25 protein-coding genes are annotated in these 26820 nt (G+C 37.6%); 17 read left to right on the top strand and 8 right to left on the bottom strand.

Features of this window, described 5'->3' with window-relative positions:
- Window positions 1-70 precede the first annotated feature (70 nt).
- The 5 genes from H6F62_RS00950 to H6F62_RS00930 all read left to right on the top strand — a co-directional run bounded on the left by H6F62_RS00950 (window position 71) and on the right by H6F62_RS00930 (window position 7469).
- Complete coding sequence (locus H6F62_RS00950) at window positions 71-3121, top strand: Calx-beta domain-containing protein (RefSeq protein ID WP_190371099.1); 3051 nt, start codon at window positions 71-73, stop codon at window positions 3119-3121.
- A 359-nt stretch (window positions 3122-3480) separates the two neighbouring features.
- Window positions 3481-4107 (top strand): Uma2 family endonuclease, encoded by a 627-nt coding sequence (locus H6F62_RS00945; RefSeq protein WP_190371098.1) that lies wholly within the window; start codon window positions 3481-3483, stop codon window positions 4105-4107.
- A gap of 154 nt (window positions 4108-4261) precedes the next feature.
- Window positions 4262-5824 carry an NAD(P)H-quinone oxidoreductase subunit N gene (locus H6F62_RS00940; protein WP_190371097.1) on the top strand — a complete coding sequence of 521 codons (1563 nt, stop codon included), beginning with the start codon at window positions 4262-4264 and terminating at the stop codon, window positions 5822-5824.
- Between the two features lie 199 nt (window positions 5825-6023).
- Window positions 6024-6926, top strand: coding sequence for a lipoyl synthase (gene lipA / locus H6F62_RS00935; protein WP_190371096.1), 903 nt, complete (start codon window positions 6024-6026; stop codon window positions 6924-6926).
- A 423-nt stretch (window positions 6927-7349) separates the two neighbouring features.
- A complete protein-coding gene (locus H6F62_RS00930) occupies window positions 7350-7469 on the top strand; it encodes a photosystem I protein PsaX (protein ID WP_137906524.1) in 120 nt (39 codons plus the stop codon).
- A 21-nt stretch (window positions 7470-7490) separates the two neighbouring features.
- Here the strand turns inward: H6F62_RS00930 and H6F62_RS00925 are convergent, their stop codons facing one another.
- Complete coding sequence (locus tag H6F62_RS00925) at window positions 7491-8360, bottom strand: branched-chain amino acid ABC transporter permease (protein ID WP_137906523.1); 870 nt, start codon at window positions 8358-8360, stop codon at window positions 7491-7493.
- Between the two features lie 113 nt (window positions 8361-8473).
- Here H6F62_RS00925 and ovoA point away from each other — a divergent pair, with 113 nt between their 5' ends.
- The 3 genes from ovoA (at window position 8474) to H6F62_RS00910 (ending at window position 11491) form a co-directional block, all read left to right on the top strand.
- On the top strand, window positions 8474-9796 hold the full coding sequence (gene ovoA, locus H6F62_RS00920) for a 5-histidylcysteine sulfoxide synthase (RefSeq protein WP_190371095.1): 1323 nt from the start codon (window positions 8474-8476) through the stop codon (window positions 9794-9796).
- 79 nt (window positions 9797-9875) lie between these two features.
- Window positions 9876-10853: an L-histidine N(alpha)-methyltransferase gene (gene egtD, locus H6F62_RS00915; protein ID WP_190371094.1), complete on the top strand. Its 978-nt coding sequence runs from the start codon at window positions 9876-9878 to the stop codon at window positions 10851-10853.
- A 143-nt stretch (window positions 10854-10996) separates the two neighbouring features.
- Window positions 10997-11491, top strand: coding sequence for a DUF427 domain-containing protein (locus H6F62_RS00910; RefSeq protein ID WP_190371093.1), 495 nt, complete (start codon window positions 10997-10999; stop codon window positions 11489-11491).
- Between the two features lie 186 nt (window positions 11492-11677).
- Here the strand turns inward: H6F62_RS00910 and H6F62_RS00905 are convergent, their stop codons facing one another.
- Window positions 11678-12082, bottom strand: coding sequence for a putative toxin-antitoxin system toxin component, PIN family (locus H6F62_RS00905; RefSeq protein WP_190371092.1), 405 nt, complete (start codon window positions 12080-12082; stop codon window positions 11678-11680).
- Entirely contained in the window at window positions 12079-12318 is a 240-nt protein-coding gene (locus tag H6F62_RS00900) for a hypothetical protein (RefSeq protein ID WP_137906519.1), read from the bottom strand. Before H6F62_RS00900 ends, H6F62_RS00905 begins: the two co-directional genes overlap by 4 nt.
- A 322-nt stretch (window positions 12319-12640) precedes the next feature.
- Here H6F62_RS00900 and H6F62_RS00895 point away from each other — a divergent pair, with 322 nt between their 5' ends.
- Entirely contained in the window at window positions 12641-12964 is a 324-nt protein-coding gene (locus H6F62_RS00895; protein ID WP_137906518.1) for a nucleotidyltransferase domain-containing protein, read from the top strand.
- The gene (locus H6F62_RS00890; RefSeq protein WP_162501166.1) at window positions 12961-13098 is read left to right on the top strand and encodes a hypothetical protein; all 138 of its coding nucleotides are present in this window, start codon (window positions 12961-12963) and stop codon (window positions 13096-13098) included. Before H6F62_RS00895 ends, H6F62_RS00890 begins: the two co-directional genes overlap by 4 nt.
- Before the next feature lie 39 nt (window positions 13099-13137).
- Here the strand turns inward: H6F62_RS00890 and H6F62_RS00885 are convergent, their stop codons facing one another.
- Together H6F62_RS00885 and H6F62_RS00880 are read right to left on the bottom strand one after the other, a co-directional pair.
- Window positions 13138-14655: a glycine betaine ABC transporter substrate-binding protein gene (locus tag H6F62_RS00885; protein WP_137906517.1), complete on the bottom strand. Its 1518-nt coding sequence runs from the start codon at window positions 14653-14655 to the stop codon at window positions 13138-13140.
- Window positions 14656-14681: 26 nt separating this feature from the next.
- Window positions 14682-15449: an ATP-binding cassette domain-containing protein gene (locus H6F62_RS00880; RefSeq protein WP_137906516.1), complete on the bottom strand. Its 768-nt coding sequence runs from the start codon at window positions 15447-15449 to the stop codon at window positions 14682-14684.
- A gap of 373 nt (window positions 15450-15822) precedes the next feature.
- Between H6F62_RS00880 and H6F62_RS00875 the strand changes: the two genes are divergently transcribed.
- Window positions 15823-18090 (top strand): amylo-alpha-1,6-glucosidase, encoded by a 2268-nt coding sequence (locus tag H6F62_RS00875; protein WP_137906515.1) that lies wholly within the window; start codon window positions 15823-15825, stop codon window positions 18088-18090.
- Window positions 18091-18250: 160 nt separating this feature from the next.
- Here H6F62_RS00875 and H6F62_RS00870 read toward each other — a convergent pair whose 3' ends face one another.
- Together H6F62_RS00870 and H6F62_RS00865 are read right to left on the bottom strand one after the other, a co-directional pair.
- Entirely contained in the window at window positions 18251-18571 is a 321-nt protein-coding gene (locus H6F62_RS00870; RefSeq protein ID WP_137906514.1) for a DUF2973 domain-containing protein, read from the bottom strand.
- A 250-nt stretch (window positions 18572-18821) separates the two neighbouring features.
- Window positions 18822-19139 (bottom strand): DUF2605 domain-containing protein, encoded by a 318-nt coding sequence (locus tag H6F62_RS00865; protein WP_190371091.1) that lies wholly within the window; start codon window positions 19137-19139, stop codon window positions 18822-18824.
- 362 nt (window positions 19140-19501) lie between these two features.
- Here H6F62_RS00865 and thrS point away from each other — a divergent pair, with 362 nt between their 5' ends.
- The 6 genes from thrS (at window position 19502) to H6F62_RS00835 (ending at window position 25899) form a co-directional block, all read left to right on the top strand.
- On the top strand, window positions 19502-21322 hold the full coding sequence (gene thrS / locus H6F62_RS00860; RefSeq protein ID WP_190371090.1) for a threonine--tRNA ligase: 1821 nt from the start codon (window positions 19502-19504) through the stop codon (window positions 21320-21322).
- Between the two features lie 427 nt (window positions 21323-21749).
- Window positions 21750-21932 (top strand): element excision factor XisH family protein, encoded by a 183-nt coding sequence (locus H6F62_RS00855; RefSeq protein WP_190371089.1) that lies wholly within the window; start codon window positions 21750-21752, stop codon window positions 21930-21932.
- Entirely contained in the window at window positions 21920-22249 is a 330-nt protein-coding gene (locus tag H6F62_RS00850; protein WP_137906510.1) for a XisI protein, read from the top strand. Before H6F62_RS00855 ends, H6F62_RS00850 begins: the two co-directional genes overlap by 13 nt.
- A 283-nt stretch (window positions 22250-22532) precedes the next feature.
- Window positions 22533-24227 (top strand): NAD(P)H-quinone oxidoreductase subunit 4, encoded by a 1695-nt coding sequence (locus tag H6F62_RS00845; protein WP_190371088.1) that lies wholly within the window; start codon window positions 22533-22535, stop codon window positions 24225-24227.
- A gap of 125 nt (window positions 24228-24352) precedes the next feature.
- Window positions 24353-24916: a hypothetical protein gene (locus H6F62_RS00840; protein ID WP_137906508.1), complete on the top strand. Its 564-nt coding sequence runs from the start codon at window positions 24353-24355 to the stop codon at window positions 24914-24916.
- Between the two features lie 230 nt (window positions 24917-25146).
- Entirely contained in the window at window positions 25147-25899 is a 753-nt protein-coding gene (locus H6F62_RS00835; RefSeq protein ID WP_190371087.1) for an ATP-binding cassette domain-containing protein, read from the top strand.
- 36 nt (window positions 25900-25935) lie between these two features.
- On the opposite strand, the gene H6F62_RS00830 is transcribed toward H6F62_RS00835, so the two are convergent.
- Window positions 25936-26706 (bottom strand): response regulator transcription factor, encoded by a 771-nt coding sequence (locus tag H6F62_RS00830; protein WP_137906506.1) that lies wholly within the window; start codon window positions 26704-26706, stop codon window positions 25936-25938.
- Between the last annotated feature and the right edge of the window lie 114 nt (window positions 26707-26820).

The raw sequence follows: 26820 nt of genomic DNA, 5'->3' as shown, positions 1-26820 counted from the left end.
ATGAATATAGAGATTGACAGTTGTAAGTATTTGTGTCACATTATTTCCATAGGAATAAATCATCAAATCCATGAATACCTTGCTCAACTCTGCCCTGACGCTGACATATAACCAACTCAGCACCTTTGTCGATTTAGACAACTTCTGGAATTTATTTGATACGGCTTTTGGGACACAATACAACCGTAGCGGTGCGGAAATTCTGCGTTTACAGTGGCTATCTGGTGATTTTAGTCAACTTCCGCAAATTGAGATTTTAGATAGTAGCATTCTTGGCAATGCCAATGGGGCTTATGCCAGTAGCAATAATCAGATTTATTTATCAGCTAATTTTCTCGCAACTTCTACAGCAGAAGCTATTAGTGCAGTTTTGTTAGAGGAAATTGGGCATTTTATTGATGCTCAAATTAATCTCAGTGATAGTGCCGGAGATGAAGGGGCGATTTTTGCCGCTTTGGTACAGGGTAACAGTCTGGATACTCAGACTTTACAGGCTTTGAAGGCTGAGGATGATCACGCGACGATTACGGTAAATGGGCAGGTAGTTGCTGTTGAGCAGAATTCGGGAACTATAGCCTTTAGTGCAGCAACCTACAGCGTTAATGAAAATGGTACACCTGTAACTGCTGTTACCGTGACTCGTACTGGGGGAAGTATTGGAGCAGTCAGTGCAACCCTTAACCTAACAAATGGAACTGCAATAGCACCTTCTGATTATAATAACACCCCGATTACTATTTCATTTGCTGATGGAGAAATTACTAAAACTGTTGCCATTCCCATTGTTGATGACAGTCTCTTAGAAGGTAATGAAACTGTTAATTTAACTCTAACAAATCCAACTGGAGGAGCTACATTAGGAACTCAAAGCACTGCTGTTCTCCGAATTATGGACAATGATGCCCCAGTTGGCTCTTATATAAGTACAGTTTTAGCAGATGTTCCTCTCGCTTATTGGCGACTAGATGAAACTTCAGGAACAACCGTTTATGATTCTTCTGGTAACGGATATAACGGGACTTATTTTGGAGCAGTTGAGTTAGGAAAAACTAGCGGCATTAACAGTGGTAGTTCTGCTAATTTTGATGGAACTGATGATTACGTTGATACGCCTTTAGATTCTAACTCACAACCGCTAACAATTGAAGCGTGGTTTCAAGCAGATGTCACTACAGGAGAACATTCTATTGTTGATAGTGATACTTGGTCTCAATCTGGTCAATCTCTTATTTTAGGATATTGGAATAAGGATAATACCCTAGATATCCAATACCATAATGGATATTATGATTCACTTTTTGTTGTTCAACCAAATACTTGGTATCATGCAGTTTCTATATTTACATCTGGTAAAGTTGAATTGTATATAAATGGACAATTTATTGGTTCACAGACATATACGCAACCATCCTTAGATGGTAGTAACTTTAGAATTGGTAGACATAATGCAGATGATCCTCAATGGTTTGATGGACTCATTGACGAAGTTGCTATTTATGATTATGCCTTAACGCCTACCCAAATTCAAAGTCATTACCAGACGGGATTGATTTCTTCCATTACCCTAGCAGTATCCCCCACCAGTGTTAGTGAAGACGGTACAACCAATCTAATTTACACTTTCACCCGCACAGGTAGTACAACCAATGCCTTAACCGTCAACTATGGCATCACTGGAACAGCTAACAGTACCGACTATACAGGTGCAACACCCGGAACAGGTAAAACTATTACCTTTGCTGCGGGTGCAAGTACAGCCACTTTAACCATAGACCCCACAGCAGATACAATTTTTGAAAGTGATGAAACTGTGGCTTTAACATTAGCAACAGGAACAGGTTACACCATTGGTACAACCACAGCCGTCACAGGAACTATTACTAATGATGACTTATTACCTAATCTTAACCTCAGTGCTAACAAGACCATAGTTGAAGGTAACACCAACCCTCAAAACGTTACTTATACCGTTACTCTCTCCAACGCCAGCACTCAAGCCATTACCGTTCAATATGCCACTGCTAACGGTACAGCCATAGCAGGATCAGACTATACCAGCACCAGCGGAACTCTCACCTTTAACCCTGGTGTTACCAGTCAAGTGATCAATATTCCTATTCTCAATGATTCCCTGAATGAAGCTAATGAGACCTTTACTCTCAACTTGACTACCGCCACCAATGCTACCCCTGGCGCTGCCAGAACGGCTACCACAACTATCACCGATACCCTCAGCGCTTCTGTGACTACTACTCTGCCCAGTGGTGTGGAAAACTTGACTTTAACCGGAACAGCGGCTATCAACGGTACAGGTAATGCCGGGGATAACGTTATCCAAGGTAATAGTGCCAACAATACTCTGACCGGTCTTAATGGAAATGATACCTATCGTTTCCTAGCAAATACAGCTTTAGGAACGGACACAATTACAGAAACGACCACAGGGGGTATTGATAATCTTGACTTGACGGGGACGACTGCTGCTGTAAATGTGAATTTGGGTGTTGCAACTTCACAAACGGTCAATAGTAATCTTAAACTGATTCTCTCTGCTAATAACGTCATCGAAAATGCCACAGGTGGTACAGGAAATGACCGTCTCACAGGTAATGCTCTAAATAATACCTTAAATGGCGGTAGTGGCAATGATCAACTGCAAGGGTTAGGAGGAGATGATACCCTCTGGGGAGGAGCAGGTAATGATATTCTCAACGGTGGCACCGGTAATGATAGTCTCTGGGGAGGACTTGGTGATGATATCTTGACGGGAGGAGTTGGTAATGATCAATATCTGTTTCAAAGCGATAGTGTTTTTAGTACCAGTTTAGGCGTTGATTACATTAGTGAATTTGAAGCGGGACTAGACCAGATTGTATTAAGTAAAGCTACATTTAATGCCATTACTAACCTTCCAGGACAGGCTTTAACTGACTTTGAAGTTGTCGGTGGTGATGAATTTGTCAATGCTAGTAACGCTCGTATTGTGTTTAGTCAAGGTACGGGAAGTCTATTCTATAACCAAGATGGCAGTATTTTGGGTACGGGAACAGTGTTTGAATTTGCCCGTTTAGGTAATCCTGATATCACCCTCACTAGTAGTAACTTCAGTTTGATTGCTTAAACTGTTATAGCTGTCTTACGCAAAATCCACAAACCGCCAGGGAATGAATTCCCTGTCTAATAGCAAAAGTCATCTAAAGATGACTAAAAATCCGAAAATATCCCCAGTTTACTTTAGTGCAATCGCCGATCTTGTAGGTTGGGTTGACGAAAGGAAACCCAACATTTCCACCAAACAATATTTCCTGCCAAAATTAATTAACATCATACATCTTACTGTTACTGTTTTTTTGAAAAATTTAGGGCGATCGCCATCTGCTCTTATTATCAAGGTGAACTTTACGTTAGCCTTTTTAATTCGGAGTGCATGGATTTAGCGAAAATGCTAGAGTGATGATATTGATGGGGCTAAGTTGACCTATGACCATTGCAACCGAAATACCAAGACAACAGCAGTTACTAAGTTTTGGCGATTTTATCGTCCGTTATGGTGACAGTAACCGCTACGAATTGATTGATGGAGAGGTGTTTGATTTAGAACCAACGGGCTACCATGAAGAAGTTTCAGCTTTTACTACCACAAAAATTTGCGCCCAAATTGATGCAATAGGTTTAAATTGGTTTGTCCTTCAGCGAGGATTACTACGTCCTTCTAACTTGGGTATGACAGCATTTCGACCTGATGTTATGGTTATTGATCGCAATGAACTTGCGAAAGAACTACTTTGGAATGACCAATCAATCCTCACGCTGGGCAGTTCGATTAAATTTGTGATGGAAGTAGTTAGTAGCAACTGGCAAAACGATTATGCGCGTAAAGTCGAAGACTACGCAATTCTAGGTATTCCTGAATATTGGATTGCGGATTATGCGGGTCTAGGTGGGACTCGACATATTGGGAAACCGAAACAACCTACCCTTTCCATTTGTACGTTAGTCAAAGGAGAGTATGAAATTCAGCAAATTCGAGGCAATCAACCCATTACTTCCCCGACATTCCCAAATTTCCAACTGACAGCTGAACAAGTTTTAAAGGCTGGCAGATAAAGTGCTTTAAGCTATGCTTACAGGAATATCCGGTTAGCTAAAATCAAATATAAGAATTATCAACTGTTAAAGATAGAAAGATCAATGCAATTTTAGTTAAAAACTATAGATAGAATAAACTTGTGTCAGCTAATCGCTAAAACCTATACATCTCATGGATTTTGCTAATTTTGCATCCCAGTTAAATGCGGGAACGATTTTACCAGAGGGAATCGTCATGATTACCCTTCTGGGGGTTTTGATTGTTGATTTGATTTTGGGGCGTAGCTCTGCTCGCTGGATAGGATATCTAGCTACGCTCGGTTTAACAGCGGCAATAATCGCTCTATACTTTCAATGGGATACAACTACCCCCATTGCTTTTACTGGTAGTTTTAATGGTGATGACCTGAGTATTGTCTTTCGTGGTATCATCGCTCTATCGGCGTTGGTGACAATATTAATGTCAATTCGCTATGTCGAACAAAGTGGTACGGCTTTAGCCGAATTTATCGCTATTTTGATGACTGCGACTTTGGGAGGAATGTTTTTATCCGGCGCTAATGAGTTGGTGATGATTTTCATCTCTCTAGAAGCCCTGAGTATTTCCTCTTATTTGTTGACAGGTTATACAAAACGTGATTCCCGTTCCAATGAAGCAGCGTTGAAATACCTGTTAATTGGTGCTTCTAGTACAGCAGTATTTTTGTATGGTGTCTCCCTCTTGTATGGTTTATCTGGTGGACAAACGGAATTAAGTGCGATCGCTCAGGGTATTGCCACAGCGAATGTTGGTCAATCTCTAGGTTTAGTAATTGCTTTAGTTTTCGTAATTGCGGGTATTGGCTTTAAAATTTCCGCTGCACCTTTTCACCAATGGACACCAGACGTTTATGAAGGCGCACCCACCCCTGTAATCGCTTTTTTATCCGTCGGTTCTAAAGCAGCCGGGTTTGCTCTGGCTATCCGCTTATTAACCACTGTCTTCCCAATTGTAGCTGATGAGTGGAGATTTGTTTTTACCGCTTTAGCTGTCCTAAGTATGGTATTGGGTAACGTTGTCGCCCTAGCCCAAACTAGCATGAAACGGATGTTAGCTTATTCATCTATTGCCCAAGCTGGGTTTGTGATGATTGGCTTAATTGCGGGAACTGATGCCGGTTATTCCAGTATGATTTTCTATCTATTGGTATACCTGTTTATGAACCTGTGCGGCTTTACTTGTGTGGTATTATTCTCTCTCCGCACGGGAACAGACCAAATTGCTGAATACTCTGGTTTGTATCAAAAAGACCCTCTCCTCACACTGGGTTTGAGTATTTCCCTCTTGTCTTTGGGTGGTATTCCCCCATTAGCCGGATTTTTCGGGAAAATTTACCTATTTTGGGCAGGTTGGCAAGCTGGTCTTTACTGGTTAGTTCTGCTCGGTTTAATTACTAGTGTGGTTTCTATCTATTACTACATTCGTGTAGTTAAGATGATGGTGGTCAAAGAACCTCAAGAAATGTCCGAAGTAGTTAAAAACTACCCCCAGGTGCGTTGGGATTTACCAGGGCTTAGACCTTTACAAGTGGGTTTGATAGTAACTTTGATAGCTACTACTATCTCTGGAATTTTATCCAATCCCTTGTTTACTTTGGCTAACAATTCTGTTACTAACACTCCTATGTTACAAGCAGCAAAGGCTGTCAGTACACAAGTCAGTGTTATTACCAACCAAGAGCCACAGCAATTTTAGGTTATTTGTAAGTAATTGGTAATGGGTAATTGGGAATAAAACTAATCTTCAAGACCCAATTACCCATTTTTTTTGTTAATTGCTGCTATATATAATAATCTGTGTACTCTGTGGTTTGTTCAAAAAAATCAGTTCAAAACCCACTGATGACTGATATATATAAATTGTGTTTTTAGTTTTAAGTAGCAAGATAAAATAAATGAATTATTCACAAAAGCAAAAGGTTGATATCAAGTCGGAAATTATAACCATGCCTAGCTGGTTGCGTCGTCCTCTGGGCAAAGCTAGTGAAATGTCTACCGTCCAGCGGATCATTAAGCAGCGTCAAATTCACACAATTTGTGAAGAGGGGCGTTGTCCAAATCGGGGTGAATGCTATGCCCAAAAAACAGCTACCTTTTTATTAATGGGTCCGACCTGTACCCGGTCTTGTGCTTTTTGTCAAGTAGATAAAGGTCATGCCCCCATGGCTTTGGATGAGCAAGAACCCCAAAAAGTAGCAGAATCAGTACAGCTTTTAGGATTGCGGTATGTGGTGTTAACTGCTGTAGCCCGTGATGATTTAGCTGATGGGGGAGCGGGTCATTTTGTCAAGACAATGGAGACTATCCGCGACCTGAACCCAGCAACTCAGATTGAAGTGTTAACATCGGATTTTTGGGGTAGTGGAGGTCTAGCTGGCCAACGTCACAGCCTAGAGGTGATTATTCAAGCTGAACCAGCTTGTTTTAACCATAATGTGGAAACAGTCCGCAGGTTAACCCCAACCGTGCGCCGAGGGGCAAAATATGACCGCTCCTTGGCTGTATTAGCAACAGTTAAAGAATTTAATGATCAGATGCCTACGAAGTCGGGTGTGATGGTGGGTCACGGAGAAACAATAGATGAATTAATTGAGACAATGGCGGATTTGCGCTCTGTAAAGTGCGATCGCTTAACCATTGGTCAATATATGCGTCCTTCTTTAGATCATCTCCCGGTCCAAAAATATTGGACACCGGAGGAATTTACAGAATTAGGTGATATAGCCAAGGATATGGGTTTTAATCATGTCCGTTCGAGTCCGTTGGTTCGCAGTTCCTACCACGCTGGGGAGGAATAAGGGAACAGGGAACAGGGAACAGGGAACAGGGAACAGGGAACAGGGGACAGGTTACAGGGGACAGGTTACAGGGGACAGGTTACAGGTTACAGGGAACAGGGAACAGGTTACAGGGAACAGGGAACAGGGAACAGGGAACAGGGAACAGGGGTGCAGAGGAGAAGATTTTTCCTACCGACCACTGTCAACTGTCAACTGTCAACTGTCAACTGTCAACTGTCAACTGTCAACTGTCAACTGTCAACTGACCACTGTCAACTGTCAACTGTCAACTGTCAACTGACCACTGTCAACTGTCAACTGTCAACTGTCAACTGACCACTGACCACTGACCAACCTTACAAAAATATTTTTAAAGAATTTGCAAAATTGGCGCGTGAGTTTGCTATTTCTTAAAAAGTCACGAAATTAGGAGAACCGCTTATGACCGCTAAAAGCAAACCCGCTGCTAAACCTTCCTACGTTTTCCGTACTGGTTGGGCTTTATTACTTTTGGCTGTTAACTTTTTGGTAGCAGCTTACTACTTCCACATTATTGAATAGTTAGAAGTAGGCTGGTGCTGCTTAAATCGTGCCTTTGAATAAACCCTTGGGACGAATGAGCAGCACCAAAATCATGATTAATAGGGCTACACCTTGTTTATACTGTGAACCTAGCCAAGGGGTGCTAACTTCTTGGGCAATACCAATTATAAAGGCTGCGGCGATCGCTCCGTAAGGATTGCCAATTCCACCCAAAATTACAGAAGCGAATAGGGGTAGGATTAAAAACCAACCCATATTTGGACGCACGGCTGTAATTAGCCCGTACATACTACCTCCCAAGGAAGTGAACGTACCAGCAATTACCCAAGTCCAAAGAATTACTCTATCAACATTAATACCCGATACTCTAGCCAAATCTAAATCGTCGGCCACTGCCCGCATGGCTTTACCAACTTTGGTATTTTGTAGTAGGTAGTGAAGGGATAAAATAGCCAAAATAGCTAATCCCAGTACCAATAATTGATTTTGCGGTACTCTTAATGTACCAAATTCTAAAGCTGATATGACGGGTAGATTATAATTTTGGTTTTTACCTCCCCAGATAAAAATAATGCCGTTGCGGAGGAATAAAGCCAGCCCAATGGAGATAATGATCAGACTTGTGGAAGTAGCACGGATAGACCGCATTTTTGACCAAAGTAATTTTTCTGCTAGTAACATTCCTCCTACTGTTCCCAAGGCTGCTAAAATCATTGACAGCCAAATATTTACACCTGTACTATTGGTCATGAGGGTTAGATAAGCACCCAAAGTGAGAAAATCACCATGGGCAAAATTAGATAACCGTAAAATACCGTAGGTTAGAGTCAGTCCGACGGCTGCTAAGGCAATAATGCTACCTACAGCAATACCGTTGATCATCAATTGAGGAAATTGTTGTATATCCATATTTTACAAAATTATCTATATATTGAGAATAAAATAGAAGATAATTATGTTAACATAATTTCAGATAAACTTAATTAATTGAGATCATACCAACAATTCACCAGACCAAAAAAATGACAGATGCCCATATTCCCCAACTCGATAATTGTAGTTCCACAATCCTACTTAACTATTTTGAAAATTCCTGGGAAATGGAAGAAACCTTAATGAAAAGTGTAATTAAGGAAGAAACCTTTTATCTAAATCCCGATCCTTTAAGAAATAAATTAATTTTCTATCTTGGCCATTCCGCTGTTTTTTATATCAATAAATTAATTCAGGTCGGTTTATTAAAAAATCGGATTAATCCCCAATATGAAAATCTATTTGAAATTGGCGTTGATCCAGAAACACCAGCAGAACTAGAGGTAGCTATTCAAGGATTTAACTGGCCTGATGTTGAAAAAGTCTGGGAATATCGAAACAAAGCTAGGTCAGAAATTACAGCAATCATTAACAACACTACCCTAAATTTACCCATTGATCAACAACATCCTATTTGGGCTTTATTAATGGGAATAGAACATAGTCGCATTCATTTGGAAACCTCTTCCATGCTGTTGCGTCAACTACCAGTTGATAAATTACAACGTCCCCAAGGATGGAATTATGCACCTAGTAATGGAGAAATTCCTGATAATCAAATGCGAGAAATTCCCGGTGGTGTCGTCAAATTAGGAAAGAATGAAGATGATTTAACTTTTGGGTGGGATAGTGAATATGGTAATTTAGAAGTTGAAGTCAAACCATTTTTAGCTAGTCAATATCTAATTACAAATGGAGAATTTTTAGAATTTGTTCAAGCAGGTGGTTACAACAATTCTAATTACTGGAATGCTGAATCTTGGACATGGAAACAACTCTACAATGTAGAATATCCTAAGTTTTGGATAGCCCAAGAAAATAACTATCGTTATCGTGCTACATTTGATGAAATAGATTTACCTTTAGATTGGCCTGTAGAAGTTAACCATTATGAAGCAATGGCTTATTGTCAGTGGAAAGGTAAGAATACTCGGTTAATGACAGAAGCAGAATGGAATCAAGCTCTGAAAATATCTGAAGATTATCGGTTATCAAATAACTACAATCTGAACTTACAATTTATTTCCCCAACTCCTGTAGGAATGTTTTCAGAAAATAATCAATCTGGTATTTCTGACTTACGGGGTAATGTTTGGGAATGGTTGTCTAGTACATTCTACCCCTTACCAGGATTTAAAACCCATGATCTTTATCCAGATCAATCTGCACCATTTTTTGATAATAAACATTTTATGATGTTGGGTGGTTCTTGGGCAACGAATGGTACAATGGCTTTACCTTGTTATCGTAACTGGTTTCGTCCGTTTTTTTATCAGCACGTCGGTTTTAGAATTGCTGCCAGTTTGGATTAAATAACTGGATTAAATAAATATCAAATAAATATCTTTTTTTTCACCCAGAGTCACAAAGTAAACAGAGAGGATTTAGCAAATGATTACACAACCTTTAACAGTTTTAGATCATCATTATCAAGAGCTAAGTATTGATGGTAAAGATGTCATTAAGGGGTTAACTGAAAAACCGAAAAATTTACCCCCCAAATATTTTTATGATGATCCTGGTTCTCTATTATTTGAAAAGATTTGTGAGTTACCAGAATATTATCCGACTCGTACAGAAGCCTGGATTTTACAACAATATGCTGATGAAATTGCAGAAATTACAAATTGTTGTGAGTTGATAGAATTAGGTAGTGGTAGTTCTACAAAAACTCAAGCTTTATTAACTGCTTATCAAAAGATTGCTAACTCTTGTAGATATCTACCTATTGATGTCAGCGGAGGTATTCTAAAAACTAGTGTTTTACAGTTACAAGAAAAGTATCCTGATTTCTCTATTCATGGTTTATTAGGAACTTATGAACAAGCGTTAGTTCATCTAGAATCGAATTATTTACAATCACGGATGTTATTTTTCTTGGGAAGTTCTTTAGGGAATTTTAACCCGGAAGAATGTGATATTTTCTTAAATCAAGTTTCTCGCACTTTACAACCGGGAGATTATTTTTTATTGGGTATTGATTTACAAAAACCCCAAGATATTCTAGAAGCTGCTTATAATGATAGTCAAGAAGTGACTGCTGCTTTTAATTTGAATATGCTTTCTCATTTGAATTGGCGTTTTCAAAGTAATTTTGATATCAATTTGTTTAGACATGAAGCAATTTATAATCACGTTGATCATCAAATTGAAATGTATTTACATTGTCAAAAAAGCCATTGGGTTAATTTACAAATATTGGATTTAAAGGTGCATTTTGCAGAGGGAGAAAGTATATTAACAGAGATTTCCCGGAAGTTTGATTTAGTAACTATGGAAAAACAATTACAAAGTAAGGGATTAAATACTGTGAAAACTTGGACAGATGAAAAAGGCTGGTTTGGCTTGATTTTGTGTCAAGTTGAATAACTTTTCTTTTCAGCATTCAGGATTGAGAAATCAGGATGAAAAATACTTATACTTATAAAGTTCTGAATGCTGATAATTGTCATTGTTCAACGAGATAAAATAAATTAAGTGTTTATTCCCAAGGAACTTAGAGGTCATAAATCATGAAACCACAACCTATTACTCCACAACCTGGCCAAGAATCTGTTTGGGACTATCCCCGTCCAGCAATTTTACAAGATACCGACAAACATCTCAAAGTTATTTGTAATGGGATTGTTTTAGCAGAAACAACCAAAGGAAAAAGAGTTTTAGAAACTAGTCATCCACCAGGTTATTATATTCCTGCTGAAGATATTAAGTTAGAATATTTAATAGAGACACCTAAAAAAAGTTATTGTGAATGGAAAGGTGTCTGTGAATATTATGATGTTTCTGTGGGAGACAAGTATATTCATAATGCTGCTTGGAAATATATTCAACCTAGTCCTAATTTTCAATCAATTCAGGAATATTATAGTTTTTACCCTGGTTTAATGGATGCTTGTTATGTTAATGATGAGTTAGTTATACCTCAAGCTGGTAATTTTTATGGAGGATGGATAACTAGTGATATTGTTGGACCATTTAAAGGTGAACCCGGTACTTGGGGATGGTAAATAAGGAAAATTTCAGTTGTCAAAATTGATAGTTTGACAACTCATGAACATCACGGATAAATTATCTATATAATAGTCCACGAAGGTGGACTTCGCTTGTGTAGTAGCGATAGCGCAGCGTGGCGTAAGCCATATTATATTCGCCGAAAACTTTTCCAACATCCTCTAATTTAACTTAAATTTCCATCAAGATAAATATGCTTCTTTAAACTGAGAAACTGAGATAATTTTAGTCTCAATTAGTGTCTGTGCCTCGCTAAAATCTTTATCTCCAGTAATTAGTAAATCAGCTTTAGCTGCTATAGCACAGCTAAGAAACTTGGCATCTTTTCTATCTCTTTTAAACTCAATAGTATTATCAGTTCTAATTAACGTGGTAACATCTTTTATACATTTTAGAAAAAGATTTCGTTTATCTAAATTAATGTTTAACTTTTCCCTATTTAATACTGATTGATACTCTTCAAGAATTTCTTCTGACACTAACCAAGTATACTCTAAATTACAGGCAACAAATAAAACTACTTGTTCAGGAACTCTATTCTTTAAAGCAGCCGATATGAGAATATTCGTATCTATAATAACCCTCATTCTGCTCTCCGGTAAGCATCAATTTCTTCACTAATTTCTTCTTCTGTGATTTCTTGGGAAGAAGGTAAAGATTGAATTTCCTTGAATAAAGACTGCAATTGATTAGCTGCTGCTAATCTTTTTTCATCAACTACCTGAATCTTGATTTCTACTTTTGTTCCTACTGCAAAAGGTAAATTAGAGAGAACTACCTGTTGAGAATTATCAATGGTTAAATAAGTTTGATAGGCATTCATTTTTTTACACTGTTAAATATTTCTTCTATTTTAGCATTGCTTTTACTTTTTAGTTAAGATAAGCAATAATTTTTGATATTTTAACAACTCCCTGATAACTTTTTCCACAGGACGAGGTTGAATATTTACTTGATAATTCATATACTATTCAGCACTGCTATAATAGAATCTATCAGCTATTTATCATCATTGGCATCAATTTATGAATAAATTTATACACTATTTATGTTTTTTTGAATTTCAATATGTAAAGCTGATAGCTGGTTGCTAAATACTTACGAACAAACACCAAAAATCTTAACTATAAGGGATGATTTAAGCAATGAACAAATCACAGCTTAATTTGATATTACAAGAAGTTAAACAAGCTTTGCAAGAACTTTATCAAAACCAACTGGAAGCAATTATTTTATATGGTTCTCAAGCGAGGGAAGACGCTCAAGAATTTTCTGATATTGATATTCTGGTTGTTCTGAAATCAGAGATTAATCCCTATCATGAAATTGATAAAACTAGTCAAATAATCTCAAACATTTGTCTAAAAAACGATGTTGTTATTTCTCGTCACTTTATCTCTTCAGCAAAGTTTGAAAATGAAAATACTCCCTTTAATTATAATGTCAAAAAAGAAGGTATTTTTCTATGATATCGGAGGAGAAAAAATTTATAAAAAAAGCTAAAGAAAGCTTAATTGATGATACCCTTGAGTTGAGTGAGGAAGATGTGAGAATTTTGATTGAACAAAGCAAAAAATTTATTGAAATTGCCGAGAAAACCTGATCAAAAATTTTATATTTTTGAGAATCAAACATCTGAAAATTACAATTGTTGAGATTTTAACCACTCACTAACAACTTTTTCCACTGGTTGAGATTGATTATCTACTTGATAATTCATCTTTTGGATTTCAGTTGTAGAAATTTTACCTCCTAATTGATTAATGGTATCTCTTAATTCTGGATATTTTTGCAGAATCTCCTCATTAAAAACAGGTACAGCTTCATAAGGTGGAAAATATTTTTTATCATCTTCTAGGATCACCAAGTTTAAAAATGGAATTAAACCGTCTGTAGAATTCCCTGCTATAATGTCTACTTTTTTCGCTTTTAAAGATTTATACATTAATCCTAATTCCATTTGTTGAGGAGATTTGGTAAAATTGAAGTTGTATGTTTTTGCTAACCCCCGATAACCATCTTCTCTATCAATAAATTCATAACCAAATCCTGCGTTCAGTTGTGAAGTATATTTAGCAATATCAGAAAGGGTTTTAACTTGCCATTTTTTTGCATCTTCACCGCGAATAATTAAAGCATAGGTATTTTCAAATCCTAAAGGTTTCATCACTGTTAATTTCAAATTATTATCATAGTATTCTTTGATTTTTTCATAAACAGTTTCAGGATTATTAATCGGTTTTTGCTTTAAAATTGCTGTGAATGCTGTACCCGTATATTCTACATACCCGGCTATTTTTCCCGCTTTAACTGCTTCATGACAAATAAATGTTCCTCCTAAATTAAAACGACGATCTACTTTTAGCTGAGTATGATTTTCTATTTGTTGTGCTAATAATTCTCCTAAAATAATTTGTTCTGTGAAATTTTTTGAACCGATAATAATCGTCGCTGGTTTTTGTTGATAGTTAAATGCAATTAATCCAGCTATAATTAAAGTAATTATTCCTAAAATAATCGCCAACTTTGATTTATTCCCTGTTGGTTTAGTTAGGTTTTTTTCTAATAATCCTAAACCAAAATCTGCACTCAAAGCAATTAAAGCTGCGGGTATTGCTCCGGCTAAAATTAATTCATTATTAACTATCGAAATACCCCGAAAAATAAATACTCCCAAACCACCACCACCAATAGCAGAAGCAATAGTAGCAATTCCTACAGATATAACTGTGGCTACTCTCACCCCTGCTAAAATAACTGGTAAAGCCAAGGGAATTTCTACTTGTAATAATAACTGTTTGTCTGTCATTCCCATCCCTATTCCAGCTTCTTTAATAGCAGGATTGATGCTATTAATGCCAATATAGGTATTACGAATTATGGGAAGTAAAGCATAAAGAGTTAAAGCAAATATGGCTGGTATTTTACCAATCCCTCCCAAAAATGGCACGGAAATTAAAAAACCAAAGATGGCTAGACTAGGGATAGTTTGAATTGCATTTGCTAAACCCAGAATAGGAGAAGCTAGTTGTGGTTGACGAGTGATAAAAATGCCCACAGGAAGCCCGATAGAAATAGCTATTGTCATAGCTATGATTACTAAGATTAAATGTTCTCCACTGTGAAGGATAATTTCTGAACCGTATTGAAATAAAAACATGATTTTATGCTAATTGTATGCTAATCTTAGTTAAGTTGTTCCCAACTTTTTGCCGCATTTAAACAAGCTAAAAAAGCCTGTGCCTCTGGATGTTGAGAACTAAGAAATTCTCTTTTCGTTCCTAATTCCACTAAATTTCCTTCATACATTAAACCAATTCTAGAGGCTAAAAAGAAAGCTTCTTGAATATCATGGGTGACAAAAATCACAGTCTTTCCTAATTGTTGTTGTAAATATTGAAATTGTTGTTGTAATTCCAAACGAGTGATAGGATCAAGTGCGCCAAAAGGTTCATCCATTAATAGGATAGGTGGATCTGCTGCTAAAGCCCTAGCAACTCCCACCCGTTGACGTTGGCCTCCTGATAATTGGTGGGGATAACGTTGAGCAAATTTTTCTGGTTCTAGTCCTACTAAGTTTAACATTTCATAGACTCGATTTTGAATTTTTTGTAGTGGCCATTTTTCTAAAGATGGTACAAGTCCGATATTTTCCGCGATGGTAAAATGGGGAAATAACCCTGTTTCCTGGATGACATAACCGATACGTCTTCTTAATTTGATAGCATCCCAATTAGTTGTAGATTTTGAACCTACTAAAACTTCCCCTTGGGTGGGTAAAAGTAAATGATTGATTAATTTTAAAGTTGTGGTTTTACCGCTACCACTACGCCCCAATAAAATTAAGGCTTCTCCTTGATAAATACTAATATTTAAGTTAGATAATAGAGGACGGTGATTAATTTCAAAACTGACATTACGAAATTCCACTGCAATTTCTGATGTTGTAGACATAATAGAAGATTCCTGGTCTTTATAATTACACATAGGTTTTTGATTAGGTGAACTATAAACTAAGTAGAGGTAATTAACTAGTTACATAGTTCTGAGGCTGTGAGCATCCTTCCCCAGCTTTTTTATAATTTACATCAGATTTTGTGTCTGAGTAAGTATTCTCTACCTTTAGCATCTCTCAAGGTTTAGCAAGGAAGAAACTCTTGAAAAATAGTCATTTTTCAGCCTTGACTTTTAAAAAAAAAGGTATACATTTAGAGAGATTCATTGTTGTAACGTTAATATTTTCCCCTTTAATTGAACCGCATCAAACTAAACCAATTTACACCTATACAGGTAACTTCAACTAATGATATCAGATAAATTAATAAATATGACTACACCAAGCAAACTATCAGAAAAAATTGTTTTAGATGGAAAAACATTTATTTCCGCAGAAAAATTACCAATTCCAGAATGGCCTTGTGTTGTCAGTGAAAGACCACAACCAACGCTGACAGTTAAAGATGATGATTTATTTTTGGTGACGGATACTATGGGGAATATTTCTAGTTGTTCCCCGGATGAAAGTAATTCTAGCATGGGGCTGTTTTGTCGTGATACTCGGTTTTTGAGTCGTTTAGAATTACAGATTAATGGGCGATCGCCTGTATTACTGAGTAGCACTACTGACAAGGGTTTTGCTCTATCGGTTTTATGTACAAATCCCAAAATCACAGAGGAGTTAAAACCTGATACAATTGGGATACATCGGGAAATTGTTCTCAATGGCGCACTATTTGAAGAAATAGAAATAGCGAACTACAGCACTACCACCATTAATTTTGAACTAAGTCTCAGCTTTGATGCAGATTTTGTAGATTTATTTGAAGTTCGGGGTCATAGTCGGGAAAAACGGGGACAAATTTTACGTTTAGTAGAACCAAAAAATCCAGAAATTGACTTAATCCCTTGCGTACAATCTCAACACCAAAAAGAAGAATCCCTAACTCTAGCCTATCAAGGTTTAGATAATTCGATTATGGAATCGCGGATTCAATTCCAACACCGACAACCGGATGATTTTCAAGGTTATACTGCGATTTGGCGGCTAGAATTAGGCTCTCACGAAACCCAAAAACTCGGTTATCGTTTGAACTTGTTAATTAATAACAATGGTGGTTCAACGGTAAATCCAGCTATTACCTTAGCACAAGCCAAAGCCTCGGAGATGATGGAGGAGCAAAGTTGGGTACAACAAATTACCCGCATTAGTTCCGATAAAAGTCTTTTCAATCGAGTTATTGAAAGAGCAGAACAAGATATTTACTTATTACGCCAATCCTTTGGTAAATATAAAACTGTTTCTGCGGGTGTACCTTGGTTTTCAACGTTATTTGGCCGGGATTCTATTATTACCGCTTCCCAAACATTGATGTTAAATTCCCAAATTGCTAAAGAAACATTGATGTTATTAGCTGATTATCAAGGGAAAAACGAAGATGAATGGAAGGAAGAAGAACCAGGAAAAATTTTACACGAATTGCGTTTAGGAGAAATGGCGCGGTGTGAAGAAATTCCCCATACACCCTATTATGGGACAATTGACGCGACTCCATTGTGGTTAATGTTGTATGCTGAATACTACGTCTGGACTCATGACCAAGAAACCTTGGAAGCACTTTGGCCGAATGCTTTAGCCGCCATGGATTGGATAGATCGGAATATGCAAAAAACTGGTTATCTTAGTTATTATCGGCGGTCAAAACGTGGTTTAAATAACCAAGGTTGGAAAGATTCTGGTGATTGTATTGTTAACTTCAAAGGAGAATTAGCCATAGGTCCAATTTCTCTATGTGAAGTTCAAGCCTATGTCTATGCTGCTAAAGTTAAATTAGCCGAAATTGCAAAAACGAAAAAACAGCTAGATTTAGCAGAAATTTGGTTAGAAGAAGCTAGAGATTTAAAAACTCGTTTTAATGAAGATTTTTGGATAGAAGATCAAGATTTTTGTGCTTTAGCGTTAGACGGAGAAGGTAAACCAGTGGACAGTATTACCTCCAACCCTGGACATTGTTTATCTTTAGGAATTTTTCTCCCAGAAAAGGCCTACAGTGTAGCCGAAAGATTACGAGCGCCGGATATGTTTAATGGTTGGGGAATTAGAACTTTAAGTAGTTTATCACCAGCTTACAATCCCATGGGTTATCACATTGGTTCAGTTTGGCCTCATGATAATAGTTTAATTGCCATGGGATTAAGAAGTTTAGGTTTAATTGATCAATCTTTGGAATTATTTCAAGGATTATTTGACATGACTTCCCAGCAACCTTATCAACGACCACCAGAACTATTTTGCGGTTATGAAATGAAAGGTGATAATGCACCAGTACAGTATCCTGTTGCTTGTACACCCCAGGCTTGGGCTACAGGTAGTATCTTTCAATTATTGCAAATGATCGTGAATTTAGTCCCAGACGCGCAAAATAATTGTTTGCGAATTATTGACCCGGCTTTACCAGAATCCATCAATCGTTTATCATTACATAATTTGCGTGTTGGTGGGACTATTTTGGATTTAGAATTTGAGCGTTCTGGTAGCACTACTGCTTGTCGGGTTGCGAAAAAACGCGGTAATCTGCGGGTAGTGATTGAAGCGTAAATAGTCTGAATCAGGATGTACGGGATTTAAAGATTTACAGGATGACGATAAAATACATGATCAATCCTGTTCATCTTTCCATAAGTTGTTACCAACTCAAGAATGTTGTGGTGTGGGCATCTTGTCCGCTAGAATCATACTTAATGCGGTAGAGTATTAATTAAGCTCCTTCTGAATGATCAATTTTCTGACTAGGGGAAGATTCATAAAGAGCATCTAACTGTTCTCGCGCATCTTCAACATTAATGGAACGCATTACCAACAAAGGTTCTTTAATTATATTACCAGCACTGTCTAACAATTCAGGGTGGGGAACATATTGCCTTCTAGCTGCATAATAACCAAAACCACCTGGTGATGATTGGTTGCTAGAATAAGTCCTTTCCCTGTCAAAACTGAACATAATCAAATTCCGAATTAAATTACCAACGGCCATAAATGCCAGAACGGTGAACGCTAAAATATAGAGTAGGTGTAGCATCGAGTTTTCCTCCAGAATAGCAAGGTTGAGAATGTTTTTTTGTAAAACTTAAACTCCGTAAATAAACTATCTACGGTAAAAGAGAATGTAAAATCCTGTACTTATGCCCCTATGTTATCTAGTGCAATCTTTATATTTAGATTAAGGTAACATGAGAGACATTATTTTTTTATGAAAACAATGTTAAGAATTGTCTGGTATTCTGACGATTTCTAGTTGATTTAGATTGATTTAGATTGTTTCAAAGGCTTTACAATTCCTTTAATTGACCTAAACGCATTCCCACACCCCAACATTCTGTAACTAATTGATGCCAAGGTGTTACGGTTGCCATATCAATTCCCACTTGTTTACCTGTGACTGTAAACAATATCTTGGCTGTGTTGAGTTCATTTTGTGCATTTTCAACTCGTTTTAGTAAGTTAAATTGCTCTTCTTCACTCATAAAAGGGATCTTCTCATTTTCCAGAATTTGGTGATATCGCTCAAACCAATATTGAAAATCCTCTAACAGCGGTTGTAAGACGGCTTCCAGTAAATCAGCATTTGGTAGATTTGATTCCTCCATATATGAGAAGCATATTTCCTAATTTTTTTTATATTAACGTTATTTACGATTCTTAACAATCAGTTCATAACTTCCTATCTGAAAAAATCTGTAACAATAGCGTACAGATCACAATTATATAAATTTGGCAATGGTGTTGTAAAGCCCCTTGGGAGTAACTCTAGATACCTCTAAAGGAAGAAATCAACCTGACAAAAAAAATCATCTGTCCCAAAGAGAGGACTAGAGTCCTGACTAGGAGCTAAGTGCAGTTTTTTGCTAAATTTAGGAGAAACCATGGCCAGTAGACTATTATTTATTTTGTAAAGATATTTTTTGTCAATTCTATTTTTTTTAACACTTCGCCAAAAGTTTAACAGCCAATGTCGCCAAATCAAGAAACCCCAGCAGCCGAAAAAATCTATTTACCCCGTACCAGCGAGTCAGAAACATTAAAGAAGATTCGCCACACAGCTTCCCATATAATGGCCATGGCAGTACAAAAGCTGTTTCCCAAAGCGCAAGTCACAATTGGTCCTTGGATTGAAAATGGGTTTTATTATGATTTTGATAGCCCAGAACCCTTCAGCGATAAGGATTTAAAAACCATTCAAAAAGAAATGGTCAAAATTATTAATCGTAAATTACCACTAATTCGGGAAGAAGTTAGCCGCGAGGAAGCACAAAAGCGCATTGAAGCTATTAAAGAACCCTATAAGCTAGAGATTCTGGCCGATATCAAACAAGAACCCATCACAATTTACCATTTAGGAGACCAATGGTGGGATTTGTGCGCTGGTCCTCATGTAGAAAATACCAGCGAAATTAATCCCAAAGCTATAGAATTAGAAAGCGTTGCAGGTGCTTATTGGCGCGGTGATGAGAAAAAAGCTCAATTACAGCGCATTTATGCCACTGCTTGGGAAACTCCCGAACAACTGGCCGAGTACAAACGTCGCAAAGAAGAAGCTTTACGCCGTGATCATCGTAAAATAGGGAAAGAACTAGGATTATTTGTCTTTTCTGATTTAGTTGGACCTGGTTTACCTTTGTGGACTCCCAAGGGGACTTTATTAAGGACAATTTTAGAAGACTTCCTCAAAAAAGAACAGTTAAAACGGGGTTATTTACCTGTTGTTACTCCCCACATTGCCAGAGTTGATTTATTTAAAACATCGGGACACTGGCAGAAATACAAGGAAGATATGTTTCCGTTAATGGCTGAAGATGAGGAAGCGAAAGCCATAGAACAGGGTTTTGTTCTCAAACCAATGAACTGCCCTTTTCATATCCAAATATACAAAAGTGAATTACGCTCTTACCGGGAATTACCAATGCGGTTGGCAGAATTTGGCACAGTTTACCGTTATGAGAAATCGGGAGAATTGGGTGGTTTAACCAGAGTACGCGGTTTTACTGTTGATGATTCTCATTTATTTGTAACTCCCGAACAGCTAGATAGCGAATTTCTCAATGTTGTGGACTTGATTTTGAGCGTTTTCAAAAGTCTGCAATTAAAGAATTTTAAAGCTAGATTGAGTTTTCGTGACCCAGCCAGTGATAAATATATTGGTGGTGATGAAGTTTGGGATCAAGCAGAAGGGGCAATTCGTCGCGCTGTGCAACAATTAGGAATGGACTATTTTGAAGGAATTGGTGAAGCGGCTTTCTATGGTCCAAAACTCGATTTTATCTTCAGTGATGCTTTAGAACGGGAATGGCAATTGGGAACTGTGCAAGTAGATTATAATTTACCTGAGCGGTTTGATTTAGAGTATGTCGCTGAAGATGGTTCGCGTAAACGCCCAGTGATGATTCACCGCGCTCCCTTTGGTTCGTTAGAGCGGTTAATAGGGATCTTGATTGAAGAGTACGCAGGTGATTTCCCGTTATGGTTAGCACCTGTGCAAATTAGGTTATTACCCGTAGGTGATTTGCAGTTAGATTTTAGTAAAGAGGTGGCTGGGAAGATGGTTGCATTCGGTATTCGTGCGGAAGTGGACACCAGTGGCGATCGCTTGGGTAAGTTAATTCGCAACGCAGAGAAGGATAAAATCCCCGTCATGGCTGTAATAGGTGCGAAGGAAGTGGAAACCAACAGCTTGAGTATTCGTACCCGGGCTTCTGGGGAATTGGGAGCGATATCTGTAGATGAGGTTGTGAGTAAAATCACAGAAGCAATTACTAACTTTAGTAACTTCTAAAAAAGTAGGCTGGGTAAATTTGTCGTTCCCAGTCTAGAGACTGGGAATACAATATCAGAAGTAGTCAAAGTCGTCCAAGTAGGTCGGGTAGAACGAAGTGAAACCCAACACCAGGTGAATTTCTCAATCATACTGCATATTAGCATCAGTGCGATCGCCTGATCTTGTAGGGTGCGTTAATGAAATGTAACGCACCTTATGTATGTTTATTTACTGATTTTCGGTGCGTTACGCTGTCGCTAACGCACCCTACATTTTTGTCGTGGTTGATAGCCTTTCCCTTGTTTCCTCACAAATCGATAAACCTAATTCTGTATAAACTGGGTTTTGTTACTATAATTTATCTTTCTAAATCTTTAATTGCCTTTTGAACCTTTCATCTGAGATATTATGCTATTAACAGTGGTTAAATAAGTTTAATTTATGTATGCCAGCTAAAGATTTATTTCATAATACAGTTAAAACAGCCCTGACAAAAGATGGATGGACAATAGATGTTTATGATGAGTTTTTTAGTCGGAAGTTTATTCAAAGAATAGTTGGCGAATATGACCTAAAATTACTGATTTTTAACCCAGATCAAGAGGAGATTGTGATATGGAGAGACTAAATTACAAAGAAATAGTCCAAACAATTCTGGAAGGTCACGCAAGAAATCGCCCAAATAATCAAACAGAAGTCAAATTGATATTTGATACGGATCGTGATCATTATCAAGTTATTAATATTGGTTGGCAAGAACTAACGCGAATATTTGGTTGTATTATTTACGTAGAAATTAAAGATGGCAAAATTTGGATTGAACGCGATGGCACAGAAATCGGAGTAGCTAATGAATTAGTAGAAGCTGGAGTTCCTAAACAAGATATAGTTTTGGGTTTTAAAGCTCCATACAAACGGAAATTTACCGATTTTGCTGCTAGTTGAAGCATATATAATTCTGCTAAAATACGGTAATTAGAGAAGTTACGCTATCGCTAACTTTTTTAATTACGGAAGAAAAGGCGATCGCGCCAGCATTACACACAAATGGTATAATTTTAAACTATTATCTAGACAAACCAATTTTTTAAACTTTTCAATCCTCATCATAAGATATTTTTAAGTAAATATTTTCTTATACTCACCTTGGGTAAAAACTTATAAAGAAATTGTTAAAAAGTTTAGTACAATAATCTGATTAGACAAATAAGTATATTTTCCTATTGACATGATAGCGGATCAATTTCCTTGGCTTACCGCAATTGTCCTATTTCCACTCCTGGCTTCCTTTCTTATCCCCCTATTCCCTGATAAGGACGGCAAAGTTGTCCGTTGGTACGCGCTAGGTGTAGGTATAGCAGACTTTGTTTTGATGTGTTTAGCTTTTTGGCAGCATTATGATGCCAGTAGTGCTAGTTTTCAACTCGTAGAAAATTACGTTTGGATGCCCCAATTAGGCTTAAATTGGTCGGTTTCCGTTGATGGTATTTCCGCTCCCTTGGTGCTTTTAGCAGGTTTTGTTACCACCCTTGCCATTTTTTCCGCTTGGCAAGTTGATCGCAGACCCAAGCTCTTTTACTTTCTCATACTTGTGTTATATTCTGCACAAGTTGGAGTATTTGTCGCCCAAGACTTGCTATTATTTTTCATTATGTGGGAAGTGGAACTCATTCCCGTATATCTACTAGTCTGTATTTGGGGTGGACAAAGACGACGCTACGCAGCTACTAAATTTCTTATTTACACCGCAGCAGCCTCTATATTTATCTTGGTAGCAGCGCTCGGACTGGGTTTATATGGCGGTGGAAATGTCACATTTGATATCGCTCAACTCGCACACAAAGAATATCCCCTCACCTTCCAACTAGTACTATACGCGGGTTTATTAATTGCCTTTGGGGTAAAATTGGCAATTTTTCCCCTACATACTTGGCTACCTGATGCTCACGGTGAAGCTTCTTCTCCAGTATCTATGATTTTAGCCGGTGTACTCTTAAAAATGGGCGGATATGGACTAATTCGCCTCAATCTTGACATACTTTCCGACGCTCATGTTTACTTTGCTCCTATTCTCGTTATTCTCGGTGTTGTCAACATTATCTATGGTGCTTTAAATTCCTTCGCTCAAACGAACATGAAACGTCGTTTGGCCTATTCCTCAATCTCTCACATGGGTTTTGTCCTCATAGGAATTGCATCTTTTACCGATTTGGGTATCAATGGCGCAATGTTACAAATGATATCCCATGGTTTAATTGCTTCTGTCTTATTCTTTCTCGCAGGTGTCACCTATGATCGCTCTCATACTATGATGATGGCAGAAATGGGTGGTATTGGTCAAGCAATGCCAAAAGTATTTGCTCTATTTACAATGGGAGCTATGGCTTCTTTAGCTTTACCAGGAATGAGTGGTTTTGTTGGTGAACTTTCCGTATTTGTGGGTATCACTACTAGTGATGTTTACACTACCACTTTTTGCACTGTGACGGTTTTTCTCGCTGCTGTAGGGGTTATCCTCACACCCATTTATCTCCTTTCCATGCTACGTCAAGTATTTTACGGTTCTGGTGCAGACCTGATCTGTGATATTAACAATGCAAGTATTCAAAATCAAGAAGATGAAGGGACTGCTTGTTTTGGTACAGATTGTCTTTTACCAACGGAAACTGTGTATACTGATGCTAGGCCACGAGAGATTTTCATTGCTGCTTCTTTTCTAGTGTTAATTATTGGCATTGGTTTTTATCCTAAAATTGCCATGCAAATGTATGATGCAACAACTGTAGCTGTGAATACTCATGTTCGCCAATCTTATACTATTATCTCCCAAACTAATCCCCGTGTTTATGCTGGTGGTTTGTTAAATCCCCAAGTTAATAATACTGAGTTAACTCCTGTTTTGGGAATTTTACAACAATCTTAGGCTACATCAGGGCTTTTTTTCTCACGCCAAGACGCTCTAGACGCAGAGAGTTTTATGTTGATGGTTTTGTCAAATTTTGGTGGTTTTATCGTTACGATAAATATATCGTTAATGATTGTAGCACCATGACGGCTAATTTAACTAATGGTTTAACCTCTGTTTTTCGTCTTTCTCCTCTGATTCGGATCACTTTGTTAAGTTTATATTTAGCGTTAACGGTTCCTTTACCGTTTTTAGCTCAGTTAACAGCCGCAACTATTCCTCCCTGGTTATTATGGATAGGAATTGGTTGCGGTTTTATTTTGTTATATGCTGTTTTGACTGAAAGGGTGATTTTAGATGAGGAAGGGATTAAGGTTACTTACTCGGTTTGGTTTTCTCAGTTTTTTCGTCGCGGTTGGAGTTTATCATGGTCGGAAGTAAAAGAGTTAAAGCCACGAACGACTGGACAAGGTGGTTTAGTATATTATTTTATTACTCAGGATGGTAAGGCTTATTTATTACCTATGCGAATGTCTGGATTTTCTAAGTTTATCAATATTGTCGCCGCAAAAACTGGTATTGATACTCAAGATGTTCGTCCTTTATCACAGCCTTGGATGTATTTAATTTTGTTAGCTTTGACTTTATTATTGCTGTTAGTAGATATTTGGACTATTCAAGCTGCATTAGTTATGGGTCATGGGTAATAAGTATTTGGGTGATTAAATTTCAATAAATTATTTGGCATTGTATATCTGATTTGATGCTTTAATTTAGCAATGCCAATAATTTAATTCTGTAATTATCTCAATTTGACCAAGAAAGGTTACAATATAAATTGTAAATTTTTACATTAAGAATGTATTAGGTTACATTAAGAATGTATTAAATTACATTAAAATCTTAATTACTTACATTAAAAATGTAGTTTATTATTATGCTTATACTAAAATCTGTTAGTTTATCTAGACGTTTACAGAATCAACATCAATATCCGATTTTACAGAATATTTCTTTTAGAGTATCACCAGGCGATCGCTTCGCTATTGTTGGTCCATCTGGTGCTGGTAAAACTTCTTTATTACGTCTGATTAATCGGCTAAATGAACCTACTAGCGGGAAAATATATTTTAAAAATCAGGAATATGACAAAATTCCTGTAATTCAACTTCGTCAACAGATAATGCTTGTGCAACAAGAATCTAAACTGTTGGGGATGACAGTGGGAGAAAATTTAGCTTATCCTTTAATTTTGCGTGGTTTACCTAAACCAACTATTCAGGAAAAAGTCAGTTATTGGCGGGAAAAACTGCAAATTCCTGAACAATGGTTAGGACGGACAGAAGTACAACTTTCTGGAGGACAAAAACAGTTAATTGCGATCGCTCGCGCTTTAGTTACCGAACCGCAAATTTTACTATTAGATGAGCCTACGTCGGCCTTAGACACTCCTGCAATTACTAATTTAATTAATATCCTCACTCAATCAAATCAAGCCCATTCTTCGGCAATTTTGATGGTAAATCGGCAAAGGGATTTAGTGCAGGAGTTTTGTACTCATGTTTTACATCTTCAGCAAGGTCAATTAGTGGTTAATCAACCTGCGGCTGAAGTAGATTGGGAAAACTTAGCAGTCACCCTGACAGCAGCAGAAAGCCAAGAATTAGAAGAATGGACAATTAGTTATTAATCAGTGGTCATTTTATCTGTTAAGAGTTCCCTGGAATTAAGAACTTTGAGCGGTTAATACGGGAAGTTGATTAGTAAATCTTTCTCTTGGTAATTTCGCTTGTTGTTGAGCGATATTAGCATTCAAAATTTCCATGTTAAATCGGTATCCAACATTACGAATAGTTTGGATTAAACTGGGTTGACGAGGATCAAGTTCCACCTTCTTCCGCAGCGATAAAACATGAGTATCAATGGTACGCGGGTTATCAATAGCGTCAGGCCAAGCACGACGCAATAATTCTGATCTACTTAAAGGCACTCCTCCAGCTTGTGCTAAGACGTACAATAAACTAAATTCCTGGGGGGTCAAGTCAATAAATTCCCCTTGGAAACGAACCCGACGCTGGACTAAATCAATTTGCAAACTGCCATAATCTAAATAAGCTGGTGCATTAGGTGTGCGGTGACGACGAAGAATGGCCTCAACCCTAGCCAAAAATTCCTGCATTCCAAAGGGTTTGCTTAAATAATCATCTGCTCCTGCTTTTAAACCGGCAACAATATCGGCTTCATTGGTACGAGCAGATAACATCAAAATTAAAGGCTGTTGTTGACGATGTAACCAGCGGCACAACTCCATACCATCGCCATCGGATAAATCCGCATCTAAAATGATTAGAGTTGGTTGATGGCTTTGAAATACTTCTTTTGCTTGATAAATACTGGCAGCTTGATGAACTCGGTATTCTAGTTGTTGCAAGTGCCAACCCAATAACGATCTCAGATGGGGATTCCCCTCAACAATTTCAATACAAACCGAACCCACAGTGGCAAAACCCCTTAGCGTTGATGAATCTCAAATTAACAATCTCGTGGTCAAGGTTTTGTAGTTTTTGTTACCTCAATGAAGATATTCTTCACATTTCCCTCAAGAAAACCT

Source organism: Anabaena sp. FACHB-1391 (genome assembly GCF_014696755.1).
In the GTDB taxonomy this organism is placed as follows: domain Bacteria; phylum Cyanobacteriota; class Cyanobacteriia; order Cyanobacteriales; family Nostocaceae; genus Dolichospermum; species Dolichospermum planctonicum.
Note: the sequence above shows the minus strand (reverse complement) of the source record. Positions and strands in the feature narration are given on the sequence as shown.

Bases quoted from the DNA above. Each gene is read 5' to 3' on its own strand.
- H6F62_RS00950 (WP_190371099.1), top strand. From the start codon at position 71: ATGAATACCTTGCTCAACTCTGCCCTGACGCTGACATATAACCAACTC.
- H6F62_RS00945 (WP_190371098.1), top strand. From the start codon at position 3,481: ATGACCATTGCAACCGAAATACCAAGACAACAGCAGTTACTAAGTTTT.
- H6F62_RS00940 (WP_190371097.1), top strand. From the start codon at position 4,262: ATGGATTTTGCTAATTTTGCATCCCAGTTAAATGCGGGAACGATTTTA.
- lipA (WP_190371096.1), top strand. From the start codon at position 6,024: ATGAATTATTCACAAAAGCAAAAGGTTGATATCAAGTCGGAAATTATA.
- H6F62_RS00930 (WP_137906524.1), top strand. From the start codon at position 7,350: ATGACCGCTAAAAGCAAACCCGCTGCTAAACCTTCCTACGTTTTCCGT.
- H6F62_RS00925 (WP_137906523.1), bottom strand. From the start codon at position 8,360: ATGGATATACAACAATTTCCTCAATTGATGATCAACGGTATTGCTGTA.
- ovoA (WP_190371095.1), top strand. From the start codon at position 8,474: ATGACAGATGCCCATATTCCCCAACTCGATAATTGTAGTTCCACAATC.
- egtD (WP_190371094.1), top strand. From the start codon at position 9,876: ATGATTACACAACCTTTAACAGTTTTAGATCATCATTATCAAGAGCTA.
- H6F62_RS00910 (WP_190371093.1), top strand. From the start codon at position 10,997: ATGAAACCACAACCTATTACTCCACAACCTGGCCAAGAATCTGTTTGG.
- H6F62_RS00905 (WP_190371092.1), bottom strand. From the start codon at position 12,082: ATGAGGGTTATTATAGATACGAATATTCTCATATCGGCTGCTTTAAAG.
- H6F62_RS00900 (WP_137906519.1), bottom strand. From the start codon at position 12,318: ATGAATGCCTATCAAACTTATTTAACCATTGATAATTCTCAACAGGTA.
- H6F62_RS00895 (WP_137906518.1), top strand. From the start codon at position 12,641: ATGAACAAATCACAGCTTAATTTGATATTACAAGAAGTTAAACAAGCT.
- H6F62_RS00890 (WP_162501166.1), top strand. From the start codon at position 12,961: ATGATATCGGAGGAGAAAAAATTTATAAAAAAAGCTAAAGAAAGCTTA.
- H6F62_RS00885 (WP_137906517.1), bottom strand. From the start codon at position 14,655: ATGTTTTTATTTCAATACGGTTCAGAAATTATCCTTCACAGTGGAGAA.
- H6F62_RS00880 (WP_137906516.1), bottom strand. From the start codon at position 15,449: ATGTCTACAACATCAGAAATTGCAGTGGAATTTCGTAATGTCAGTTTT.
- H6F62_RS00875 (WP_137906515.1), top strand. From the start codon at position 15,823: ATGACTACACCAAGCAAACTATCAGAAAAAATTGTTTTAGATGGAAAA.
- H6F62_RS00870 (WP_137906514.1), bottom strand. From the start codon at position 18,571: ATGCTACACCTACTCTATATTTTAGCGTTCACCGTTCTGGCATTTATG.
- H6F62_RS00865 (WP_190371091.1), bottom strand. From the start codon at position 19,139: ATGGAGGAATCAAATCTACCAAATGCTGATTTACTGGAAGCCGTCTTA.
- thrS (WP_190371090.1), top strand. From the start codon at position 19,502: ATGTCGCCAAATCAAGAAACCCCAGCAGCCGAAAAAATCTATTTACCC.
- H6F62_RS00855 (WP_190371089.1), top strand. From the start codon at position 21,750: ATGCCAGCTAAAGATTTATTTCATAATACAGTTAAAACAGCCCTGACA.
- H6F62_RS00850 (WP_137906510.1), top strand. From the start codon at position 21,920: ATGGAGAGACTAAATTACAAAGAAATAGTCCAAACAATTCTGGAAGGT.
- H6F62_RS00845 (WP_190371088.1), top strand. From the start codon at position 22,533: ATGATAGCGGATCAATTTCCTTGGCTTACCGCAATTGTCCTATTTCCA.
- H6F62_RS00840 (WP_137906508.1), top strand. From the start codon at position 24,353: ATGACGGCTAATTTAACTAATGGTTTAACCTCTGTTTTTCGTCTTTCT.
- H6F62_RS00835 (WP_190371087.1), top strand. From the start codon at position 25,147: ATGCTTATACTAAAATCTGTTAGTTTATCTAGACGTTTACAGAATCAA.